The following is a 20,889-nucleotide window of genomic DNA, read 5'->3' on the forward strand; positions in this document are numbered from 1 at the left end:
AAAACCCTTATTTCTACTCTGACAAAGTTTTTCAGGTTTGAGCATTTGTGCATTCTAATTTTTGTTAACTTTAGAATCACTAGTAAGTCCTACAGCAACCCTTTCGCTTAAGGCTGCTTTCTACTCTATTTCAGTTATGTATTTTTTGAAGTTGTTAATACAGTTTGCTTTTCCAGCAAAGTTTGTAAATCTACAATCAGATTCTCTCCATTTCGCCGCGCCTCCCATAAACCAGAGTAGCGAGAGCCAATGCTCCACTTTCCTTGCATATAATCTTCGTTTTCTGAGACTGTACCTGTGTATGTAACTGGTGAAGGCGAAGTTATTAAATAAAGCTTTGTAAAGTTGATATTACGTCCAATTACCTCACCGCTAACAGTCGCTTCTCCTAAATAGTTATCATCCAAAATAGAACCCTTGAGAACATTTCCACTTTGCACAAAAGTTGCTTCAAATCGACTTGGCATTTCATCTTGCCAATAAGTTCCTAACCAATTACCATTTATGTCCGCCATAGGAGTTTACAGTAATTTATGTTTTTTAATCTATACAGCACTTTCCTGAATCATGAAGTACAGTAGCAACAGTTAGCAAACCAATTTCGCAGATGCATAGGATTGATTATATTTAAAGCAACTGCAATCAATACATCCACCATTTGAGTAGTTTTTGGAGAAAATGTTTTGATAAAAGCTTTAAGCTGTGACCACCAATGTTCAATGGGATTAAAATCTGGTGAATAAGAAGATAGATTGATGACACTGGCACCAACAGATTCGATTATGGACGTAATTTCATCGATCTTATGGGCAAATAGGTTGTCCATCATGACAACTGCACCTATCCATAATTGAGGCACTAACAACTTTTCGATAAACACACGAAAAGCATTACTATCCATTGAACCATCTAGTGTCATCACAGCCAATACTTTATCCATACTGATTGCGCCGACGATAGTGACTTTTTTACCTCGATAAAACCAGCAATTACAAGAACAGGTTTATAAAGACTTATGTTAGTAGCTTTTGTAAGGTAATTTTTTCTAAGTTATCTTGACAAAAGGTAAATGATTTGAGTGCGGTACAATTTTAAACCTCGCTGTTCTGCTAAATATAGATACGCTTTAGTAAATGCGATCGCTACCTCGGAATTGTCGCCTATCTTTTGGCAGGAATAAGGGAATATCTGCTAGAAACACTATTTTTACGGCGTTTCTAGCGACAATGGCAATCGAGTTTACGACCAATATAACGGGTGACTTCACCGCCGCCCGTCGAATGACCAACTAGGACTACATCATTGAGATCCAGTGTCTCAATAAGCGTAGCGAGATCGTCCAGCTATCCATATCATTGCCGTTCCAAGGTTGGCTTGACCGCGCCCATGTCCACGCCCGCTAACAGTAATCATTACACACACTTTCATTACATCTAAATATATTTACAGTCTTGGGCTAGATGCCAACTTTTTCAGCCACACAGATGCTTCTTTGTACAACTTGAACCTGCTTTCATATACACGAAACTCTTTTGTGTGAACCATTCTTCTGCCCTGAACCCACTTTATGCCGTGGTACTTGTGCAGCAATTCGTGATATAAAACGAACTCAGCAACAAACTCTGGTATATTGGCATCGTCAAGAGTCAAACTTATGACCACACGATCTCTAGCTGTCTCATAATGTCCGAACTTACGGTAAGTGTTAATTTGGCTCCATGTAAGACGTGGTTTGACAAGATTTGCCGCAAAATATTCGTAGTTCAGTTTGTCAAATAAATGATGTAGGTTATAAAATTTACCTTGTGCATTCTCTGCAATTACTTCAGCAATTAAATCAAGTTCTAGTAGTACATCGCTGTATTCTGATGAACTGGCAAACGACCTAATGAGTCGTGTACTAGCTTGGCTATTGCCCAAAAGGGCAGATTTGACTACCGCCTGTAAAACCTCTTTTGACGCATTAATAAAACCTTCATTAATCACAATTTTAGCAACGTTACTAGACTTTTTACCCTTGTACAAGAGTGCAAGATTAGTGAATTCAATCATTACTTCAACTGACTCCTGATCCTGTTTACTGAGAATTTCTTTAGCGATTTGCCGCACATAATAAGTGCTTCTCAGATGAAGTTGCAGGTTGCATTCATCTGTCAGGAACTTCATCCAGGAGTATATTTGGCGGGATGAACTAGTCAGGTTGGCAGGTGTTACTTGCTGCTGGAAACATATTTTTTCAATTGCTGTCACTATTTTTACTAAAGTCTCGGTTATTTGTTGTATATGAGCAGCATTTGGGGTTGGAGCTGAAGATAAATCGAAAATGTTTTGTAAGATAATATTTTGTTTTATTTTGATGTTTTTTATGCTAATACTATCAATGTTCATCTTATTTGTATAAATCGAATTAGTTAGCAGTTTATCTAATTTAATACATTAAAAAATGAGCCTTCCAGATGGATTGAGTGTACCAGAATTTTGACTTTCCACGGGATGTAGGAAGTCAGATTGACTTGCTCGATATCTGACTTTTACCCTTAAGTCTTCAAAGGCTAGAAGACAATATTATGGCAACTGGTTGAGCAACTTTTGTAAACTATCTTGGCACCAAGTCAAAGCTATGGAGAGTATTGTGCCTATAATAAGTTATAGGTAATTCTAGCTACAAGTAAGTGCAGATCATAGCACTTCAAACGTGTGTATCGCTTTCTTTACTCATCAAAGGCGACACGAACAACAACTAAATTTTATCGGCAACGCAATAGTTTCTATTCTTATTGCTAATATGCTTAATCCTTGATCGCATATTGTTCAAATTATCACTGTAACCATCAGTCTGCCGCAGGACAAGCCCAAAGACTTGATTTAAAGTTCCGCGATCGCAGTTTTAGTATTTGGTTTTAAAATCATACAGTTGCCGAAAGTTCAGGGTTTATGTAACCTTAAAACCAAGAGATCATCCCTGAGTATAAATACTCGTCTTGGTCAACGAATCACAGAGCAAACTTATGGTTACAGTCACAAAAAGATAACAGTTAACATCCTATGCAGCAGTCCACAAGAGGCAATTACCGGGATTTTTGGCGACAACTTGTTACGTTGGCTGCTATCTTTGGTGCTTTCGTTATCAACGTAGTATCGAACGTTTTTCCGCTCAATGGACTCAGTATAGGGGAAATTTCCAATACTTTATTTAAAAATGTCCTGATTATCCCTGCCAATTACGCCTTTGCTATCTGGGGGCTGATTTACCTTGGGTTGTTTGCTTTTGGGATATACCAAGCTTTACCTAACCAACGAGATGAGCCTGATTTACGTAAGACAGGTTATCTGTTGGTGATTGCCTGTGTTGCTCAAAGTATCTGGGTATATCTGTTTTTGTCTCGGCTTTTTGCTCTTTCTGTAATTGCAATGCTTTTGATTCTGTTGCCCCTAATTGGTGTTTATGTACAGTTAGAAATTGGCAAATCGCGTGTACCTAGGCTGAAAAAATGGTGTCTTCACTTTCCGATCAGCATTTATCTAGGCTGGATTAGCGTGGCGACCATCGTCAATGTAGCGTGTGCCTTGTATTTTCACGGGTGGAACGGTTGGGGAATTTCTGCGATAACATGGACTCTCATCATGGCATTGATAGCAACAGCAGTTGCAGCAGTTATAGTTATCCAGCGTCGAGACATCGCTTATGCAGGAGTAATACTCTGGGCACTAGTAGCAATCGCACTCAAACACTCTGAGAACTCAATACTCAGAAATACCGTGTTTGCTTTGGCAATTGTCCTAGTTTTGACCGCTACAATTAAAAGCTTACGCCCCCAACAAGAAAATATTTAACTGCGATCGCCTACCTGCCCACCGTAGGCTCACGCCCCAGGCATATCTCACATTTCCTCGCTTGTTTTCTGGCAAGCGCTTTCGCCTTTAATAAGTATTTATACGTGTTAAGGCAAATATTGGCTTGTCTTTGACATTAAGTGAATGCCAATGTATTTTAGTGTAGCGATCGCACTTAGATCGGAATTGTTAAGCTTTCAGTCTTGTTTGGATAATTTTCGATACATTACCGCAAATGCGCTGATACTTTATTTTCCCCTCTTCATAAATTCCGCAAAAACACCGTTACGCTATTTGTACTTGTGATCAAAACTAAGAACATCCAGTTTATTAGGGCGTGTTTATGACCAACCCTGTAACGACGGTTATCCAAGTCAATCTGGAGATGGCTCTAGAGGTAGCTCAAGAATTGGAGCAAGCTCCATACACTCAACTCGGTGCTTATTGTTTAGAGATTTTACGGGAAATAGGATGTCCTGGTACCGAACTCCCAGTTAACTTACAAACTCGCGATCAGCAGTTAAACTTTATCACAGGCTTTGCATCTTATGCTTTTGGGGAGGTACAAAGTGTACAGAGCATTAATTGAAGACATTTTCTACGATCCAGAAGAGACAGAAGAGATAGAAGAGACTACTTTTCCCGCCACAGATAAAGATTTGTTGATTTTAACAGAAAGATTTTTAGCGTTTGAAATTCCTTCAAAGGTTTTCTTACAAGCTATAGCCATTGCTGATTATGACGGTGCTGCTGCTTTCCGCTACGTTGATAGTTATTTGAATACTCTCAAGAATAAGAATAAGCGCAAGCATAAAAAATTACTTGTTTTAGGTGCTTCTACTAGGTTTGATAATAATTGACGTGTTTCTTTACAAGCTAACTAACAACCAATACGATTTAGATCACATATTTTGCCCAACCGATGCAGAGACGTTGCATTGCAATGTCTCTGCATACATTTGTTACAGGCCGATAAGAAAAAACAATTAGAATTTATCTACTAAGCTGTTACGCATATAAGAAAGCACATCAACTGGTGAGGTTGTCCTTTGTCATTTGTGCTTTGTCTTTGGTAACACACAAATGACTAATGACGGTCTACACGGAAAATAGTGCAATATGTTGTAAGCGCGTTAGCTTAGACAAACTTGTTCATAGCTTTTACCTGCGATATCCCAAGTAAAATCTGTTTCTACCAGATGTCTACCGTTATGAGACAATTCTGCACGCAGATGTGGTTGATCGAAGAGTTGACTAATAGCGGTGATGTATTCCGTTGGTGAATTTGCTCGTAATGCCCGTAAAGGATGACTAACGCCATCTACAGCTAATCCTTCTAAGCCGCGATCGCTAGCTACTATAGGTACACCAGCTGCCATTGCTTCTAAAGTTTTATTTTTAATACCAAACCCAGTCCGCATGGGTACGACACAGATGGTACATTTATGCAAGTATTCTACCATTGAAGGTACACGCCCAATTACATTAATTCCTGGTTTTTGATCGAGTGCTAAAACTTCTGGCACTGGATGAGAACCGACAATATCGAAAATTGTATCAGGATAAAGTTTTTGGATTGCTGGCAAGACTTCGTTGCTGAAGAAGCAGACAGCATCAATGTTTGCCAAATTATCCATTGCGCCGATAAAAATTAAGCGATGTCCTCCTGGATCGGTGCTACGGTTGGGGAAAGAAACTAAATCTACGCCATTGGGAATAACTGTAATTTCACTATTGGGGTTAAATTCTTGTAGTTGAATTTTATCTTCTTCTGTTGTCGCTACAATTGCCGAAAACTTACCACAGTAGCTTTGCTCATAACGCCGTAGAAGCGGTAGATTAATTTTGTCTCTCAGGGAATTTTCTGAAATGCCTGTATTTAGTTGGTTTCGACAGGTAGCGTAAACAGAACTATGAACATTCACTATAGTTTTTAGCTGTTTCTGAAAATGCGATCGCACATAAATTTCATTGACGCTATGTTCGCAGGTAATTACATCACATTTCCCTGCTTCCACCCAGTTATCAACCCATGTTTGCATCTCAGCTGAGTAGCGGTTAAGTACGCTTGGTGGTGTCCCTTGTTGCAAAAATCGACCAAATCGCTGTATTTTCTTCAATATTCCTGTGGTTCCAGAATCTGAAGGGCGTTCAAAAATGGCTAGATGATCCACACAATTGCCTAATTCTGCTACTTCTGCGTCGGTAACATCGCCCTCGCGTTGAGTAGCGAGGGTAACATTATGGCGTTGACTCAGGTATTTAAGTAAATGAAATGTTCTGACTTGGGTTCCCCCGCGCGTTGGTGGGTAGGGAAAGGTAGAAGATAGCATTAAGATGTTCATATAAGTCATGAATCAAATGTGATATGTACACCATGACCTCATTAGAGGCTGTATGTCATCATTTGATTTACAGTAGCTTTCAAATCAATAGACAATGCGTAGACCTCTCTTTAAATCCAGTACTACGCCGAAAACAGTGAACATTTTAGTTTAAATCAGATGGATGGACAGGTGAACCAAAAAGTTCTACAATCTGACTGATTGTGGTAAACTTACCTATTGCCCAATCCACATAAGCATAGTAAAGATTTTCTAGCGATCCGGTTTGATTGCGGAAGCACTAAATTAATATAAGAAAGTCTTGAGTAAGGGGCAGCAAACGAATGGATGTAAAGCTGATTCTAGCTGGATTAACAGTTATCTTCACGCTTTCGTGCTTATTCTTTGGCACGAAAAACGGATTCTATGATTCAGATAACTATCACGGCAATGGTTCTGCACATTGAAATAAATCTGTAGAGGCTTGGGCGACTTTCCGTAGGGTGAGTTTGCTAACAGCTCTCAGAAGTTGCAAAGGTAAAACACACAAGAGGCAAACTCCTTTAGCTCCTAGTTTGATGGCTTTTTGTTAGCCCACCTTTCCGAACCAGTGCGGGTTCGGCTGAGGCGTCCTCCCCAATCAAAAATCTGTATTCTCAGGGTGTAGGGGCGCACGCGAAAACTTACCCCTAAGTCACAAAACCAAAACTTGTGTAACGTAACTTTTGGCTTTTGGGATATGTCCATGATGATGAGGTTGGAGGGGAGGACAGTATGAGGGATGATCTGTCGGCATCTTCTAGCGTAGATGCTGCGGAAGTGGGTACTGAATTAGAATGTTTGCCCTATAGTGTCCAGCATCACGATGAGGGCGTGTGTTTATTGGTAAAGATGGGGCCACACCGCATCCTGTTAGACTGTGGTATGGAAGATATTTCATCGCTGGCTAAGGGGCTTACTAAGTCGGAACGTGCATCTAGTTCGCCCCTACCAGCAGATTTAGTTTTGATTAGCCACGCCCATCCAGATCACTCCAGAGGCTTGCTGGCACTACATAAAGCTTTTCCTAAGTTACCTATCTATGGTAGCGAAGTAACCAGCAAGTTACTGCCACTGAATTGGCTAGACCAAGATGCTGAGGAAATTTCCAAATTTTGTCATGCTTTGCCGTTGCGATCGCCTGTGGAATTTCAAGATGGTTTAGTCGCAGAATTATTTCCCGCCGGGCATCTACCAGGGGCAGTGGCCATTCTCCTTACCTACACCACCAAGCAGCGTACTTACAAATTACTCTATACAGGGGATTTTTTCTTATCAAATTCCCGGCTGGTAGAAGGTTTGCGTTTAGAGGAACTGCGGGGCTTAGACTTGGATGTGCTGATCATTGAAGGCAGTTATGGCACATCCCGTCATCCTCACCGCCGCAACCAGGAAAATCAACTAGCAGAGCGAATTAATCGGGCGATCGCTGACCATTGTTCTGTAATCCTTCCCACTCCTGCTTTAGGATTGGGTCAAGAGATGTTAATGCTGTTACGCTCTCATCACCACTTCACCGGAAGAGATTTAGATATCTGGGTGGATGGTGCTGTCGCTACTGGCTGCGATGCTTACCTAGAACTTTTACCCCATCTCCCCCCATCTGTGCAAAACTTCGCCCGCCATCAACCCTTATTTTGGGATGAACGGGTACGTCCCCGCGTGCGTCGTTTACAAGCAGAACATCGTCCCACAGTGGGCAAGTCACCTTGTATCGTCCTCACCGACTCTACATCTGATTTAGGCAAACACTGCCAACTAGACACCGGCCCTTGGCTGATCCTTCTTCCAGAAAAAATTGATATAAAAGTTAATAAAGAATATTTAGCACCCACCACTGTTGAAAGCTATCTCTTGGCGCAACATAGTGATGGCCCTGGTACTACGCAGCTAATTCATAATTTGCGACCCCAGCACGTCATTTTTGTCCACGGTTCTCCTGCTTACTTAGCAGACCTGACTAGCTTGGAAGAGTTGCAAAACCGCTACCATATACATTCTCCGGCGGCTAACACCTTAGTAGAACTGCCTATTGGCGATACATTCTTGCAACCGGCAGCACCAGAGACTAACTACGAAGGCGAACTGACAGAGTTGGGAACAGTAATCACAATTACCCTACCCAATATGATTACTGCCGATCCGCGTTGGCGGCAATTTGCCGATACTGGTTTAATCGAAGCTCGTTGGCAAGGGGAAGAACTAGTCTTAAGGGGATTGTCTCAACGAGAACTTCTTAGCCAAAATAGCGATCGCTATACATGGACGGATGTTGACTGTTGTGGTACTTGCCGACATCAAAGGGGACAGAGGTGTTGGAACCCAGCTTCGCCGTTGTATAACTTTAAGGTAACTCTCGAAGGTTACTGTCCTGCTTTTGAAGGTTTATCTAGTGCTGAGTCCTGAGTTAGGATTTAGGACTTAGAACTCGGCACTAGGCAAAGCCAGTGGCTTTTCCCTTGACCCTAGGCTCTCCCTTTTGGGTAAGGGGAGAGCCTAGCGAATAAACTGGCAGAATCAGAAACCAGTTACCTCGAACGAGAAACCTGTTTTTAGTACTGGCTCCTCAACACTGATTATTCTGGATTCGAGTCAGTGTAACGGTTGTGGATGCGTTCGGCTTCGGGACAGTCTTCAGTCATCAGAGGTTCCACATTTCCGCGTGGCACTGAAGCCAGTTTTTGCGTTACAGCACCAATGCTCTCGAGGCGAACCATTTCTTCCCAAGAACAAACTTCGTCCTCTTCTTCTGTTTCATAGCGTAGGGTCACTAAATCTCCCTCTATGTCGATGATGCGGGCGCGTTCAATCCAGCGTTGCTGGTCCCGCAAGAAAACACATACCTCGCGCCCATCGCAACAGAGTTGATAAATCTTGCGGTGTAGCATGTACTGTTTCTGCCTTTTTAAACAACGTAGTTAAACCTGTCAAAATCTGGGTTCTACCCCATTACATTACACCTTTGGGAGGCTAATTTCACCGTTGAGAACAAGTACGCTTTATCACTCAATGCCAAAATTTGCCTGTAGTTGTCAAAATATTGGGAAATATTGGGTAATAAATCATGAGTTGCTCTGGCAATGAATTCAATCTCCTTTCAGCTTATTCTAAGGAACGTCTGCTTCATAGAAGTCAAACAATTCGGAATCTGTCCTAATCAGGTTCATATTTCTTGGTGAGTCATCCTTACCATTATGTAATAAATAATACTCCAAAACAATCGTTGATTGCGGTTGTTTAATCTGCCTACTTTTACTCATTGGCATTGCTGGGAAGTCCGGGGACTCGGCTTTACTTTTACCCACTTGTATCTGATCTTAACTCATTCTCTTGCTGACCTTGATGGTTTTCAGCAACAACACCCAAAGAGTTTTCAATTTTTAAGGTTTTTTGCCTGATGATGGGTAAGAAAAGGGCAAGAGAATGGAATATTGAGTGAGCATAAATACTTGCACCAAGCTTTTCCCGGTTCCTCTGGTTCTTTTGGAGGATCAGGAAGATTTATGTGGTAGGGGAAATTCTATAAGCAAGTTCGATGAGGATGCTTCTCGTTTAATTCTACCTGCACGAACTGCGTCATATAGGGCTGCAAGGTCTGGCAAATCCTCTGACTGATAGCATTTAGTAGCTAGCACTTGCTGGAGTAAACCCTCAGATTCAACACTAAGATATCCAGTTTGGAAAGCAGATTCAACGATTGTGCGAATCATCTTGGTTAGGACAGGGTAAACAATTTGTTACATCAAGTGTGGTACATTTTTTTTTGCAACTAGTTGATATGGAACATTAATATTATGTGATTATAGTTACACGTAAACAGTGATCCGTATCACAGAAATGGTATTAAACATAAGATTTAGATGGGACTAATCGGGGTATACGGTGAGATTTTAATACCAAGATATTTAGCATTAATCTTGGTAAGCTAAATAGTTTGACAATATTAAAGAAACATAAGCAATCAAGCAAAAAACTGGCGGAAATCTTCATCCTTTTGGCTTAATTGCACCCAGTCTAAGTTTAGGGACTGAAATTTTTGCACCAAGCGATCGCAAGCCGGACGTTCTGTAGCATAATGTCCCGCATCTATTAAAATAAGATTGCGTTGGTGCAGCCCGCCGTAGGCATCGCGGCTTTCTTGAAACTGATGAAACTTACAGTCAGAAGTCAGATAAGCCTGGGCACCAGTTTTGGCAACGGCTGAAATATAACCAGCCCCTGAACCACCCAAAACAGCAACTCGTGAAATTATTTGCTGTAAGTCAGTAGTTGGGGAAAAAATCAAATTAGGGGGAGCAAGTCGGGTTTGAATAGCTGTGAGTAATTCCTGTAATGTCAAAAATGGCTCTAGCAAACCAACACGACCATATCCTAATCCTGCTTGTGTTGGTACTATGGGAGTAACTTGCTTGAGTTCTAAAATTTGAGCTAATACATCAGCTGTACCATCCTGCACTTGGTCGAAATTGGTGTGAGCGCTGTAAATACCAATATTGTGGGTAAAAGCCAACCGTACCATTTCTGCGATCGCTTCACCAGTGCGTAAAGATTTGAGAGGATTAAAAATCAAGGGATGATGGGCGAATATCAGATTAGCATTTTCTGCGATCGCTTCTTGCATTACTGCCAAAGTCGGTGTCAAACAAACCAAAACCCGTACTTTTTCCTGCAACACTCCTGGTTCAATCTGCCAGCCGCAATTATCCCAGCTTTCACACCAAGCGGGATTTGCCCATGCTTCAAACCAAGTAATTAAATCAGCAATTTTCATAATTATTTTCTTCGGCAATTTTTAATTGCTAATCAGTGTTTCTGTGGTCGAATATTTAATTTTAATGCTAATTCCTGGCGCATTTCTTGGAAAGGTTTGTTCCATACTGGGCTAGCATTCCAGTTCCACACTGCTACTGGGATAAGTTGCTCCTCAGCTAGATAAGTGAGTAGACGATATTCGTCTTCTGGTTCACGAGAAAAAGTGAAGGGATTCCGGTAGCCTGTATCACATAGTTTATAAGATACGACTTGACCATGATTAATCCGTTGTACAAGTTCCTTACCTTTGGCGAGTAAATAATCCAAAAAAACCAGACTAAAAGGCTCTATGTAGGCGCGTTTTTGTGGCTCTTTTTGTACCCACCTCGCCCACTCAAACCCATACATAAAATCGTGAACATAACGAAAGCGAATTTCTGTTTTAGTTCCGAACATTTCTACCAGAGAAACCATCTTTTCACCAAAAATTTTGAGAAAAGGAATAGCGCCCTCATTTGCTACTAAAGCCTGCCTAAGCATACTACTAACTAGAAAATCAAAATCCCAAAATATATTTTCTGGGAAGTTTTGTAACTGGCTACAGACTATGATTTCGAGAGTTTTCTGAAGATTTGTAAGAAGTTCAATGTCAGTGTTTTGCTCAGTAATTAAATTTTCCAACTCCGCAAAGCTAGTAACTAATTTCTTTTGGGGATTAAGTGATAATAAATTAATAGACTGTTGGGCAAGGATTTCATCAATATATTGGAAAGTATGAGTTGGTGTCAGTTCTTGCTTCATAGTAATTGAAATCACCCAGACAGCTTACACTAACTATTAGTGTATATCGAAATAAGGAAATTATTAAATAAGGAAAAATAAACTTAACTTTTAAGTTTACAAATTGACACCAATTATTTAATATAATATGTCTGATTAATTCCGCATCAATAATTTTATAATGAAAATTCTAGGATGATTATTTGATTTCTGAAAAAATTAGGTATGTAGGGGGTGTCTTAGAACGGAGTTCCTAACCACCATTATCGAGAATTGGGTGCATTTCTACGTATCTTTTCAGAAATCAAACCGGATTCCTGTATCACGAAAAAATTTGTTTAATGTATATTCCCGCGAGTTTATGAAATTATATTCAAAGGGTAGGTATAATAACCAGAGTATTTAAACTCTACAAAACTTAAGCTGAAACCAAACTTGAAAATCAGCTATCCAGAAATGTGGATAACCAATTCTCTTAAATGACTGTGCTGACGATGTTCCCAAATATAAATTCCCTGCCAAGTTCCCAGTACTAGATGACCTCGATTAATGGGGATATTTTCAGAAGTGTGGGTGAGTGCAGTACGAATGTGTGCTGGCATATCATCGGGACCTTCTGCGTCGTGAATGTATTTGCCTGATTCTGGGACAAGTTTTGCCATAAAATTAGCTAAATCCAGAAGAACATCAGGATCGGCATTCTCTTGAATAACTAAACTAGCTGAAGTGTGGCGCAAAAATAAAGTACAAAGACCAGTTTCAATCCCCGATTCTGCAACTGCGGCTTCAATTTTAGCGGTGATGTTGTAAAAAGATTTGGCAGTAGTGGAAATTTTTAGTAACTTTTGGTAGTGAGTCATTTAAAACAGTAATGATTGATGACAATAACAGATAATTCGCAGTTCAATCTGCTTTATTTGGTTGTTGTTTTGCTGTTGGTTGATTGCTAGATTGAGTATGGTTATTATAAATCTTTCTGAAGACAGTTAACATCTGTAAATTGTATTCTTGAGACGTAGATTTATTTATCTATGGTTTGAGTTCGTATTATTACATTAATATTGTTTTCAATAACTTTATTTTATCTGTAAATAATTGAGAATAGCATGAGCGATCGCTTCATTACCATCTTTAGCAATTAGCTGGGATTGCTTTGGTAGTTGGGGTAACTGATGCAGAAAATCCCAAGTCCCTTGAAAAAACTCAGATGGGGTGATGATTTGATGCTGGTTATAATTTGTTATGCCTTCTAGTAGAAAAGCTGCTTCGGCAAAGTCCTCACGAGGGATAGTAACAATAGGTACTCCCAAGAGTGTAGCTTCAGCAAAAGTACTGTAGCCAGGTTTAGAAACGACTCGCCCACAAATAGGCATAAAATCTACTGGGCGGTATTTACGGTCATTAATTTTCACTAAATTAGGTAAATCAGGCGCAGATTTATCAAAGACGATAAATTGCCAATCTGGAAATCGCCGCAGGTTATCGTAGGGAATTTGCTGCAAACCCAAGCCGCCAAATGTCAATAAAATAGTTTTTTCGATAGGTGCAGTTATTCCCCAAAGAGAACGTAAATCATCAGCAGAGTAATGGGGGGAACCACCTGTTAGACCGACATCTGTGATATTGTTGAAAGCTTGCATCTGTTCGTGGAAAGGGAGACGGAATAGGCGATCGCACTTTGAGTACCAATCACTAATCCAATCTGCAACTGCTGTAAATTCCCCTCCCCAATCTCGGTAGATAAAGTCCCAGCCAAAGTTACTCATCATCCAGCAAGGGATATTTGCACCTTTGGCAAACCCAGGAGTCAGGAAGGGAATATCTGCCAAAATGAGATGAACGCGATTTTGGCGGATAAAATTAACTTCTGAGGCAATGAGCGAATTTTGATGCTTCTTAATATCTAGCAACTTTTCTAAAGTCGCTACTTTATCCATCGTCAAACTATCGGTTTGCACCACACCCAAATCAAATGCACGGGGACGATAGATGAAATCGCCTTCTATATAGCACTCTAGCAACCAGCGCGGGGCAGTGGTAACAAGAATTAGCAAAATTTCTGGACATAATTTTTGAATTGTCGCAGCGACGGAAGCCATACGGGTAGCATGACCAAAGCCGTGGTTAGTGATGGCTAAGTATAAGATTGGGCGTTCCATTTAAAAGGTAGGAGGTAGAAGTTAGAAGTTATACGAATTCTGTATGAAGCTGCGTCAAATTATATGAGCAACGAACCGCAAAGGACGCAAAGGACACAAAGAAAGAAAATTTGCTGTAGCCTCACAAAGAATTGGTATTAGGAGTTAAAAATTAAAATCATAATTACCAGACTGATAACTTATAACTCCTAATTTTTAACTAATTTTGCAAAAACTTTGAATGGCCTCAACTAATTGGTCGATTTCCGATTCTAAAGTCAGGTAATGGATGGTGGCACGTATACAGCTAGGATCGGCAATTGTCCTAGTTAATATGTTTTGTGAGTCTAGAAATTGTACTAACTTGAGATTTGCTTGGGGCTGATTATTTACAAGTTGGAACGAGACTATACCGCTTTCAGGTGGGGATGTTCGCAAACATTTAACATCGGGTAACGCTACTAAACGCCGCCAAAGGTACTCGCTGTTTTGGCAAATTTGCTCGTAACGTTCCTGTGAAGTTCCCCATTGCTGATGAATTGCGATCGCTTCCTTTAACCCAACATACAACGGATAAGCTAATGTAGACACTTCATACCGTCGCCCATCGGGAAGCCAGTCCACAGGCTGAGATTGACTATCTACAACAATGCCATTCAAGCCAATAAACGTAGGCTTCAGGCTTTCTCGTGCTTCTGGACGAACATACAAACCACCAGCACCCGCAGGGCCACATAACCATTTGTGACCAGTGAAAGCATAAAAATCTACACCCAATTCTGTTAAGTTTAAAGGCAATAAACCAACAGATTGGGCAGCATCTATCAACAAGAAAGAATGATTATTTCTGCATACTTCGGCAATTTTATCAAGGGGTAAAACTTGACCAGTATTCCAGAAAACATGACTTAATATTACAAGACGAGTATTAGGACGTAAGTGGTGGGCAATAACTTGTACAGGATCGCCCTCATTTAAAGTCGCTTTCAGAGGACAGGTGGTAACTTCTACCGCGAATCTCCGCGCGATTTCTTGTGTAGTGGCAATCACGCCTGGATGTTCGCAGTCTGAAAGCAGTATATGGTCGCCAGAATGCCAGTCAATGCCCCACATAGCTATATTACAGCCAACTGTGACATTCTGGGTAAGGGTAATTGCTTCACTTGGTGCATTTAACTCTGAAGCGATCGCAACTCTAGCGGCTTGAGTCTGCGGCGCTATCCAGCGATACGCCTCATTACCAAAGGGGCCTATTTGCTGAACATAAGCCTGAGTTTCGGTCATAGCATCCATTGCCCTTTGGGGCATTGGCCCTTGTCCCCCATAATTGAAATAAGTCTTATTGGCTAAAGCGGGAAATTGCTCTCGATGGCTTTGCAGCTTGGTTTGGGCGACAGAAAGACTAGTCATAATTTCTAAGGGATATCTTTTGTTTACAGGCTATTGATACTTAGTAGCAATGGTAAAAATAGGGATGAGATTAATTTAAGCGATCGCAGCCAAATCTTATCTTGTAATCAGTAACGATAAATGCTCTTTGACTTTTTTTCCTAAATTCTGCGCTGTTTGAGGCGTAATTAGATGGTGTTTGAATTCTGATGCATGAAGCCACGGGGTACTTTGGCGATCGGGATCAGACTCATAGCGTGGGAAGAGATGCCAATGAATATGTGGTTCACTATTGCCATAACAGGCATAATTCATTTTCCACGGACTAAAAGCATTAACGATCGCTTGTCCTGCCAGCATCACCTCTTGAAATAAGGCAGACTGGATAGGTGGAGCAAGTTCATGCAACTCTCTAATATGTTTTTTTAGAAGAATCAGGGAGTATCCGCCATGAAATTGATGATCGCCAATCACAAAGATTGAATGCTCAAATTCATGGATGAAGTAAGGATTTTTACCGCGTCTCCACAGTGTGACACGCTCACAGATGAGGCATGGCTCATGTTGTTCTGTCATATACCCTTGTAATGATGGATAAAACGTGATTTTGTTATTCTCCCTCATCTGTCACCCAAGAGAAACGCAAACACTTAGCTGTTGACTGTATAGAATAAACGGCAAATCAGGTGTAAAGGCGTTGGCGTAGCCCCACCGTAACCCATAGGGGAAGCAAGCTACGCGTAGCGTCTGTCTACGACACGCTGCGCGAACGCAGAGAATGTATCGCCACTTGCAAACTTTAGTTGTCTAAGTTGTTTCCACATAATACTAATTCTTGTTAACTTAAAAGAATGCTAATTAATGCTGAACTCCTACTGCAATACCAACGTTGTAAACGCCGAACTTTTCTAGATATCCACGGTGACAAAAGTCAGCGCGATGCACCCAATGAGTTGCTGCGGAAACTGCAACAGGACAAAATCGCTCATCAGCTAAGTGCTTTGGCACAGATGACTTACCACCAACCAGATTATTCTTATGGAAACTGGGAAATAGCAGAGCAGGCAACTTTAGAATTGATGGAGCGTGGCGTTGAGTACATTTATAAAGGAGTACTGCTAGCAAATTATTCTGACGAATATACCCTGCTGAGTCGCCCAAATTTACTTGTGAAACAGCCTGGACAGTCTCGTTTTGGAGATTGGATGTATGTCCCAGCTAGTATTGAATTGGGTAAGCGCCCTAAGCAAGAATATCAAGTTGTCGCTGCATTTCATACCCAAGTCTTGGCAACAGTACAGGGAGTTGTACCAGAAACAGCTTTGCTGATATTGCGAACCAAAAGCACCAACTATACGGTGGATTTGTTTAAATGGATGCCACGAATGCAGCAAATTCTGGAGGAGTTTATTGAAGTTGTAGAGTTACCGAATCCGCCAGAGGTGTTTATTTCTCGGCAAAAGTGCAATTTTTGCCATTGGTATAGTCAATGTTATGCGATCGCTCAATCTGAAAAACATCTCTCACTATTACCAGGTGTAACACCTCTTCGCTACACTCAACTCCAAGACGTAGCCATCACCACACTAGAATCTCTTGCTAATACCAGTCCCAACACCTTAGAAAATCTAGTTGGTTTTGATCCGAAAGTAGCACCCAAGCTAGTAGTGCAAGCTCAATCTGCATTGGAAAAACGACCTCTAGTTTTACCCTATCCGCTACCAATAGAAAATATTACATTCACAGCACCCATAGAACTTTACTTTGATATTGAGGCACAGCCAGACTTAGATTTAAATTATCTTTTGGGGGTTTTGGTCGTTGATAGACTTGCCAATACAGAACAGTTTTATTCGTTTTTAGCAGATAAACCAGAAGACGAAGAGTTAGTTTGGCAGCAATTTTTGGATTTAGTTTGGCAATATCCCGAAGCGCCAATTTATCATTTTTGTGTCTACGAGTTTGATACAGTCAAACGCCTAGCAAAGCTTTACAACACTCCCTATGCCTCAGTGCGTCCTGTACTGAACCGATTTGTGGATGTGTATGAACAATTAACCCAAAGTGTAGCATTACCTGTAGAAAGTTATGCCCTCAAAGCGATCGCACGTTGGTTAGGATTTGAGTGGCGGGAAAAAGAAGCTAGTGGTGCCAAATGTATTTACTGGTACGATCAGTGGCTAGAAACTGGCGATCGCACCTTACTAGAAATTATCCAAAGCTACAACGAAGATGACTGCCGCGCTACCCACAGAGTAAAAGACTGGCTTGTAAACTTTTTTCAGGAAGAATATGGTTTGCGACTAGCTTAAGTAATTTCGTATTTTATAAAGGTTTTCAATTTCTTAGAATACAGATTATTTTTAGCAGCACACAGATGTGTAGCGCTATATTCTTCAGCGTGATATCTTATTTGTTAATTTTACACTCTAACAAAAAACTCTATGCAGCTAATTAAGAAAACCTTCGCAATTCCACGAATTATTTACTTATTTATCCCGATTCTAATTATCAGTTTTTTATTAACAAAATTACCATTAAGTGCTGTTGAAGTTAGTAGCATAGAGTTTATCGGTGAAGCTACTTTACCGAAAGGCTTAATCCTTAAGAAAACTGAGGTTGGAGGTTTATCTGGAATTACTTATGATGCAAAAAACAATTTTTATTATGCTATTTCTGATGACCGTGGACAAAAAGCTGCTGCCCGCTTCTACACCCTAAAAATAGATTTAAGCAAGGGTTCTCTAAAAAAAAGCGGAGTTATTCCTATAGATGTTACCACATTATTAAATGAAAACGATCAAACATTTCGCCCTAGTGAAACTGATACAGAAGGTATTACATTAACTAATAAATCAACTATATTTATTTCTTCTGAAGGCGACGCGGCAAAACTAATTAATCCTTTTATTAAAGAATTCTCACTATCTTCTGATAAAGAAATTACAACACTTCCCATCCCAAACAAATTTTTGCCAGATAAAGCTGGTAAACAAGGTATCCGCAACAATTTGGCTTTTGAAAGCCTCACCATCACACCTGATAAAAAGAATCTATTTACAGCCAGCGAAAATGCTCTGATTCAAGATGGTGTTGCCGCTAAACCTAACATCGGTAGTCCTTGCCGGATTTTGCAATACAACTTACTCAACAGCCAGCCAGAAAAGGAGTTTCTTTACCAGACAGAACCAGTTTCACCCTTTTTGAATCTGACTGGCAAATTTGCTAGTGGACTACCTGATTTACTTGCTCTCGATAATCAAGGGCACTTCCTAAGTTTAGAAAGGTCTTTTACTGGTTTAGGATTTGCTATTTCCCTATTTCAGGTTTCTTTAGAACAAGCCGATGATATTCATCACATAGATAGTCTTTTAGCAATTGACTTCAAAAATATTAAACCAGTTCAGAAAAAACTACTGTTAGATTTGAGAACCCTAGATGTACTGCTAGACAACATCGAAGGTTTAACTCTTGGCCCTAAACTACCCGATGGTCAACAATCATTAATTCTTGTAAGTGATAACAATTTTAACTCACTACAACGTACCCAGATACTAGCCTTTAAAATGAAAATTGAAACACCACTGACCAGATTATTACGCCGTTTACTGCCGAATCTCAATCGTTAGCTGGACACAACCATCCCCCGTTTACTGCTATTTAGTTATTTCTGCTTATTCCTGTGTATTCACGGAATCTACTAGGTAACTTTATCTAGCCTATTCGTAGTTTACGTGTAATTTCTCAACCGTATTCCTTAATAAATATGTTACATAATGTTTAAGAAATTTTGCAGGCAGATTAACCGTAATGGCAGTATATTATTAATTTCCGACAAATTCTGATATTTTTAGATTTAAATTTAGTACTTAACTAGACTGATTAAACTAATTTGCCAAAAGTATTTTTCATAAATGATTTTTATGCCACAAAAAAAAATTGAGAATATGGTAGGGCAAAAAGCAGAATTAGACAATTATATCGGACAATTTTTAAATAATCGCTATTTAATCAGAGATTTGATCGGCAAAGGGGGGATGGGGAGAGTTTATTTAGCAGAAGATACTGCTAAAGGTGGTATGCCAATCGCAATCAAAATCTTATCATTTAGTTTGGCGAACCAGCACATGTCCCAACGCTTTGCCAGAGAGATTTTTATTGGGGCTCAATTGGGCCGCAAAAGTAAACATATTGTTCGTATTTTAAATTATGGGTTTACTGAGGATAAAACTCCATTTTATGTAATGGAATACCTCCAAGGAAAAAATCTCAAACAAATTCTCAAAATTCAGCCCTTAACAATATCAAAATTTTTGGAGATTTGTAATCAAATTTGTTTAGGCTTACAATGTGCCCATCAAGGTATTAGCCTCAAAGGAGAGATTTACCCCATTGTTCATAGAGATATAAAACCCGAAAATATATTCCTTAGTGAAGATAGTAAAGAACGAGAAGTTGTTAAAATACTCGATTTTGGCATCGCCAAATTTTTAACAGAACGAAGTGGGATGACCCTGACAGATTCTTTTATTGGCAGTTTACCTTACTGTTCTCCAGAACACATGGAAGGGCGCAAATTGCTAGATGTGCGCTCTGATATTTACAGTTTGGGAGTATTAATGTTTGAGATGCTAACAGGAAAACATCCATTTCAGACAAAAAGTAACTCCTTTGGTACTTGGTATCAAGCGCATCGCTTTCAAATGCCACCTACAGTTGAAGAAGTCAACCCACAAGTCAAAGTACCGCAGATATTAGAAAAACTGTTGATGAGTTGTTTAGCAAAAGAAGTAAGCGATCGCCCGCAAAATATCAACCAAATATTAGAAGGTTTAGAAAAGGTTAATAGTCAGATTAATGATGTTATTGCTAACAATAGTAGTGACATTCTTAAAGCCTCACTTCCAGTTCAATTAGTACCAGCAACATTCTTGTCAGAACAAGAATGTTTGCAGAAAAATTGGCCTAAGAACAAACCAATTGCGCCAATTGGTTTTCCCCATTTATTACAAACTCCTCAAAGACCTATACCAACTTTTTGGGCAATGTTGCCCAAACAAGAGATTGCAAAATTTTTGAATAAAGTACACAGCACTGAATTTATTAGTAAAATTAATGTATATCCGATGTTGTTGTGGGTAACAGTCTTATACGATGCCCAGCCTTCTATGACTAAGTGGCTACCTTATTTTCTAGATTTGAAAGATAATAAAGGGCAGAATATAGCACGTAGTTTAGCAGAGGTAGGCTACTATCATCTACTATTCTTTCCCCTAGAAGAGCCAAACCGTTGCTCTCATGTAACAACCTTAAGTCTTACAGTTAATCAGCGTCAGCAACTTGTAGATTGGTTAGACATGAGTCAACAGTCAAATGAATTAATTTTGTCTAATCAAGCTAAAAATCTTCTAAAAACAGAGTACGAAAAACTAAAATTAGACATTTTACAAAAGTTAGCCGCAGATCAGAAAGCTGAAAAAGAAGGGTTAAAAAATTGGATGGATAAATTCTTGGAGATTTTTTTTAAACTTTTATCGCGTTCTTAAAAGTGCGTGATTAAAATACTTGCCACCATTACCTAGTTATATTGTTATGTGTGTATTACTAACTTTAAATAGATTCAGCAGCAGAGG

At 39.9% G+C, this 20,889-nt stretch carries 19 protein-coding genes and 2 pseudogenes; 7 read left to right on the forward strand and 14 right to left on the reverse strand.

Annotated features, from left to right (window positions below):
• Nucleotides 1–134: 134 nt before the first annotated feature.
• The 5 genes and pseudogenes from IQ274_RS08510 to IQ274_RS08525 form a co-directional block, all read right to left on the reverse strand.
• Complete coding sequence (locus IQ274_RS08510; protein ID WP_194141986.1) at nucleotides 135–515, reverse strand: hypothetical protein; 381 nt, start codon at nucleotides 513–515, stop codon at nucleotides 135–137.
• Nucleotides 516–565: 50 nt separating this feature from the next.
• Nucleotides 566–964, reverse strand: a pseudogene (locus IQ274_RS08515) (transposase); the annotation flags it as partial.
• 162 nt (nucleotides 965–1,126) lie between these two features.
• Nucleotides 1,127–1,288 carry a hypothetical protein gene (locus tag IQ274_RS36385; RefSeq protein WP_228058105.1) on the reverse strand — a complete coding sequence of 54 codons (162 nt, stop codon included), beginning with the start codon at nucleotides 1,286–1,288 and terminating at the stop codon, nucleotides 1,127–1,129.
• Nucleotides 1,242–1,395 (reverse strand): annotated as a pseudogene (locus IQ274_RS37965) (alpha/beta fold hydrolase); the annotation flags it as partial. The gene IQ274_RS36385 and the pseudogene IQ274_RS37965, both read right to left, overlap by 47 nt.
• Before the next feature lie 48 nt (nucleotides 1,396–1,443).
• Nucleotides 1,444–2,250: a M48 family peptidase gene (locus IQ274_RS08525; protein ID WP_322745216.1), complete on the reverse strand. Its 807-nt coding sequence runs from the start codon at nucleotides 2,248–2,250 to the stop codon at nucleotides 1,444–1,446.
• 795 nt (nucleotides 2,251–3,045) lie between these two features.
• Here IQ274_RS08525 and IQ274_RS08530 point away from each other — a divergent pair.
• The 3 genes from IQ274_RS08530 to IQ274_RS08540 all read left to right on the forward strand — a co-directional run bounded on the left by IQ274_RS08530 (nucleotide 3,046) and on the right by IQ274_RS08540 (nucleotide 4,694).
• Nucleotides 3,046–3,834: a tryptophan-rich sensory protein gene (locus IQ274_RS08530; protein WP_163932543.1), complete on the forward strand. Its 789-nt coding sequence runs from the start codon at nucleotides 3,046–3,048 to the stop codon at nucleotides 3,832–3,834.
• Nucleotides 3,835–4,177: 343 nt separating this feature from the next.
• Complete coding sequence (locus IQ274_RS08535) at nucleotides 4,178–4,423, forward strand: hypothetical protein (RefSeq protein ID WP_012408119.1); 246 nt, start codon at nucleotides 4,178–4,180, stop codon at nucleotides 4,421–4,423.
• Nucleotides 4,404–4,694, forward strand: coding sequence for a hypothetical protein (locus IQ274_RS08540; RefSeq protein ID WP_163932549.1), 291 nt, complete (start codon nucleotides 4,404–4,406; stop codon nucleotides 4,692–4,694). The genes IQ274_RS08535 and IQ274_RS08540 overlap by 20 nt, the downstream gene beginning before the upstream one ends.
• Nucleotides 4,695–4,967: 273 nt before the next feature.
• On the opposite strand, the gene IQ274_RS08545 is transcribed toward IQ274_RS08540, so the two are convergent.
• The gene (locus tag IQ274_RS08545) at nucleotides 4,968–6,179 is read right to left on the reverse strand and encodes a glycosyltransferase family 4 protein (RefSeq protein ID WP_194141989.1); all 1,212 of its coding nucleotides are present in this window, start codon (nucleotides 6,177–6,179) and stop codon (nucleotides 4,968–4,970) included.
• Between the two features lie 753 nt (nucleotides 6,180–6,932).
• Here IQ274_RS08545 and IQ274_RS08550 point away from each other — a divergent pair.
• The gene (locus IQ274_RS08550; protein WP_194141990.1) at nucleotides 6,933–8,603 is read left to right on the forward strand and encodes an MBL fold metallo-hydrolase; all 1,671 of its coding nucleotides are present in this window, start codon (nucleotides 6,933–6,935) and stop codon (nucleotides 8,601–8,603) included.
• A 170-nt stretch (nucleotides 8,604–8,773) separates the two neighbouring features.
• Here the strand turns inward: IQ274_RS08550 and IQ274_RS08555 are convergent, their stop codons facing one another.
• The 8 genes from IQ274_RS08555 to IQ274_RS08590 form a co-directional block, all read right to left on the reverse strand.
• Nucleotides 8,774–9,085, reverse strand: a complete 312-nt coding sequence (locus tag IQ274_RS08555; RefSeq protein WP_012408115.1) for a DUF6679 family protein — start codon at nucleotides 9,083–9,085, stop codon at nucleotides 8,774–8,776.
• 603 nt (nucleotides 9,086–9,688) lie between these two features.
• The gene (locus IQ274_RS08560; protein ID WP_114084135.1) at nucleotides 9,689–9,907 is read right to left on the reverse strand and encodes a hypothetical protein; all 219 of its coding nucleotides are present in this window, start codon (nucleotides 9,905–9,907) and stop codon (nucleotides 9,689–9,691) included.
• 251 nt (nucleotides 9,908–10,158) lie between these two features.
• Complete coding sequence (locus IQ274_RS08565) at nucleotides 10,159–10,968, reverse strand: Nif3-like dinuclear metal center hexameric protein (protein ID WP_194141991.1); 810 nt, start codon at nucleotides 10,966–10,968, stop codon at nucleotides 10,159–10,161.
• A gap of 32 nt (nucleotides 10,969–11,000) precedes the next feature.
• On the reverse strand, nucleotides 11,001–11,750 hold the full coding sequence (locus IQ274_RS08570) for a hypothetical protein (protein WP_163932559.1): 750 nt from the start codon (nucleotides 11,748–11,750) through the stop codon (nucleotides 11,001–11,003).
• A 425-nt stretch (nucleotides 11,751–12,175) separates the two neighbouring features.
• The gene (locus IQ274_RS08575) at nucleotides 12,176–12,589 is read right to left on the reverse strand and encodes a secondary thiamine-phosphate synthase enzyme YjbQ (RefSeq protein WP_163932562.1); all 414 of its coding nucleotides are present in this window, start codon (nucleotides 12,587–12,589) and stop codon (nucleotides 12,176–12,178) included.
• 216 nt (nucleotides 12,590–12,805) lie between these two features.
• A complete protein-coding gene (locus IQ274_RS08580) occupies nucleotides 12,806–13,888 on the reverse strand; it encodes a glycosyl transferase (RefSeq protein WP_163932565.1) in 1,083 nt (360 codons plus the stop codon).
• A gap of 195 nt (nucleotides 13,889–14,083) precedes the next feature.
• Complete coding sequence (locus IQ274_RS08585) at nucleotides 14,084–15,277, reverse strand: aminotransferase class V-fold PLP-dependent enzyme (protein ID WP_163932568.1); 1,194 nt, start codon at nucleotides 15,275–15,277, stop codon at nucleotides 14,084–14,086.
• A gap of 96 nt (nucleotides 15,278–15,373) precedes the next feature.
• On the reverse strand, nucleotides 15,374–15,832 hold the full coding sequence (locus tag IQ274_RS08590) for an HIT family protein (RefSeq protein WP_163932572.1): 459 nt from the start codon (nucleotides 15,830–15,832) through the stop codon (nucleotides 15,374–15,376).
• Nucleotides 15,833–16,107: 275 nt separating this feature from the next.
• On the opposite strand from IQ274_RS08590, the gene IQ274_RS08595 reads away from it, so the two are divergent.
• The 3 genes from IQ274_RS08595 (at nucleotide 16,108) to IQ274_RS08605 (ending at nucleotide 20,802) form a co-directional block, all read left to right on the forward strand.
• Nucleotides 16,108–17,568, forward strand: coding sequence for a TM0106 family RecB-like putative nuclease (locus IQ274_RS08595; RefSeq protein WP_163932575.1), 1,461 nt, complete (start codon nucleotides 16,108–16,110; stop codon nucleotides 17,566–17,568).
• Between the two features lie 132 nt (nucleotides 17,569–17,700).
• Nucleotides 17,701–18,885 (forward strand): esterase-like activity of phytase family protein, encoded by a 1,185-nt coding sequence (locus IQ274_RS08600; RefSeq protein WP_194141992.1) that lies wholly within the window; start codon nucleotides 17,701–17,703, stop codon nucleotides 18,883–18,885.
• A 294-nt stretch (nucleotides 18,886–19,179) separates the two neighbouring features.
• The gene (locus tag IQ274_RS08605; protein WP_228058106.1) at nucleotides 19,180–20,802 is read left to right on the forward strand and encodes a serine/threonine protein kinase; all 1,623 of its coding nucleotides are present in this window, start codon (nucleotides 19,180–19,182) and stop codon (nucleotides 20,800–20,802) included.
• Nucleotides 20,803–20,889: the final 87 nt, after the last annotated feature.

The organism is Nostoc sp. LEGE 12447 (assembly GCF_015206985.1).
Taxonomy (GTDB): domain Bacteria; phylum Cyanobacteriota; class Cyanobacteriia; order Cyanobacteriales; family Nostocaceae; genus Nostoc.

What these genes read in the sequence shown, in the direction of transcription:
- IQ274_RS08555 (WP_012408115.1), bottom strand. Translation starts at nt 9,085, where the DNA reads ATGCTACACCGCAAGATTTATCAACTCTGTTGCGATGGGCGCGAGGTA.
- IQ274_RS08535 (WP_012408119.1), top strand. Translation starts at nt 4,178, where the DNA reads ATGACCAACCCTGTAACGACGGTTATCCAAGTCAATCTGGAGATGGCT.
- IQ274_RS08595 (WP_163932575.1), top strand. Translation starts at nt 16,108, where the DNA reads ATGCTAATTAATGCTGAACTCCTACTGCAATACCAACGTTGTAAACGC.
- IQ274_RS08510 (WP_194141986.1), bottom strand. Translation starts at nt 515, where the DNA reads ATGGCGGACATAAATGGTAATTGGTTAGGAACTTATTGGCAAGATGAA.
- IQ274_RS08600 (WP_194141992.1), top strand. Translation starts at nt 17,701, where the DNA reads ATGCAGCTAATTAAGAAAACCTTCGCAATTCCACGAATTATTTACTTA.
- IQ274_RS08580 (WP_163932565.1), bottom strand. Translation starts at nt 13,888, where the DNA reads ATGGAACGCCCAATCTTATACTTAGCCATCACTAACCACGGCTTTGGT.
- IQ274_RS08560 (WP_114084135.1), bottom strand. Translation starts at nt 9,907, where the DNA reads ATGATTCGCACAATCGTTGAATCTGCTTTCCAAACTGGATATCTTAGT.
- IQ274_RS08585 (WP_163932568.1), bottom strand. Translation starts at nt 15,277, where the DNA reads ATGACTAGTCTTTCTGTCGCCCAAACCAAGCTGCAAAGCCATCGAGAG.
- IQ274_RS08545 (WP_194141989.1), bottom strand. Translation starts at nt 6,179, where the DNA reads ATGAACATCTTAATGCTATCTTCTACCTTTCCCTACCCACCAACGCGC.
- IQ274_RS08530 (WP_163932543.1), top strand. Translation starts at nt 3,046, where the DNA reads ATGCAGCAGTCCACAAGAGGCAATTACCGGGATTTTTGGCGACAACTT.
- IQ274_RS08570 (WP_163932559.1), bottom strand. Translation starts at nt 11,750, where the DNA reads ATGAAGCAAGAACTGACACCAACTCATACTTTCCAATATATTGATGAA.
- IQ274_RS08550 (WP_194141990.1), top strand. Translation starts at nt 6,933, where the DNA reads ATGAGGGATGATCTGTCGGCATCTTCTAGCGTAGATGCTGCGGAAGTG.
- IQ274_RS08565 (WP_194141991.1), bottom strand. Translation starts at nt 10,968, where the DNA reads ATGAAAATTGCTGATTTAATTACTTGGTTTGAAGCATGGGCAAATCCC.
- IQ274_RS08575 (WP_163932562.1), bottom strand. Translation starts at nt 12,589, where the DNA reads ATGACTCACTACCAAAAGTTACTAAAAATTTCCACTACTGCCAAATCT.
- IQ274_RS08590 (WP_163932572.1), bottom strand. Translation starts at nt 15,832, where the DNA reads ATGACAGAACAACATGAGCCATGCCTCATCTGTGAGCGTGTCACACTG.
- IQ274_RS08605 (WP_228058106.1), top strand. Translation starts at nt 19,180, where the DNA reads ATGCCACAAAAAAAAATTGAGAATATGGTAGGGCAAAAAGCAGAATTA.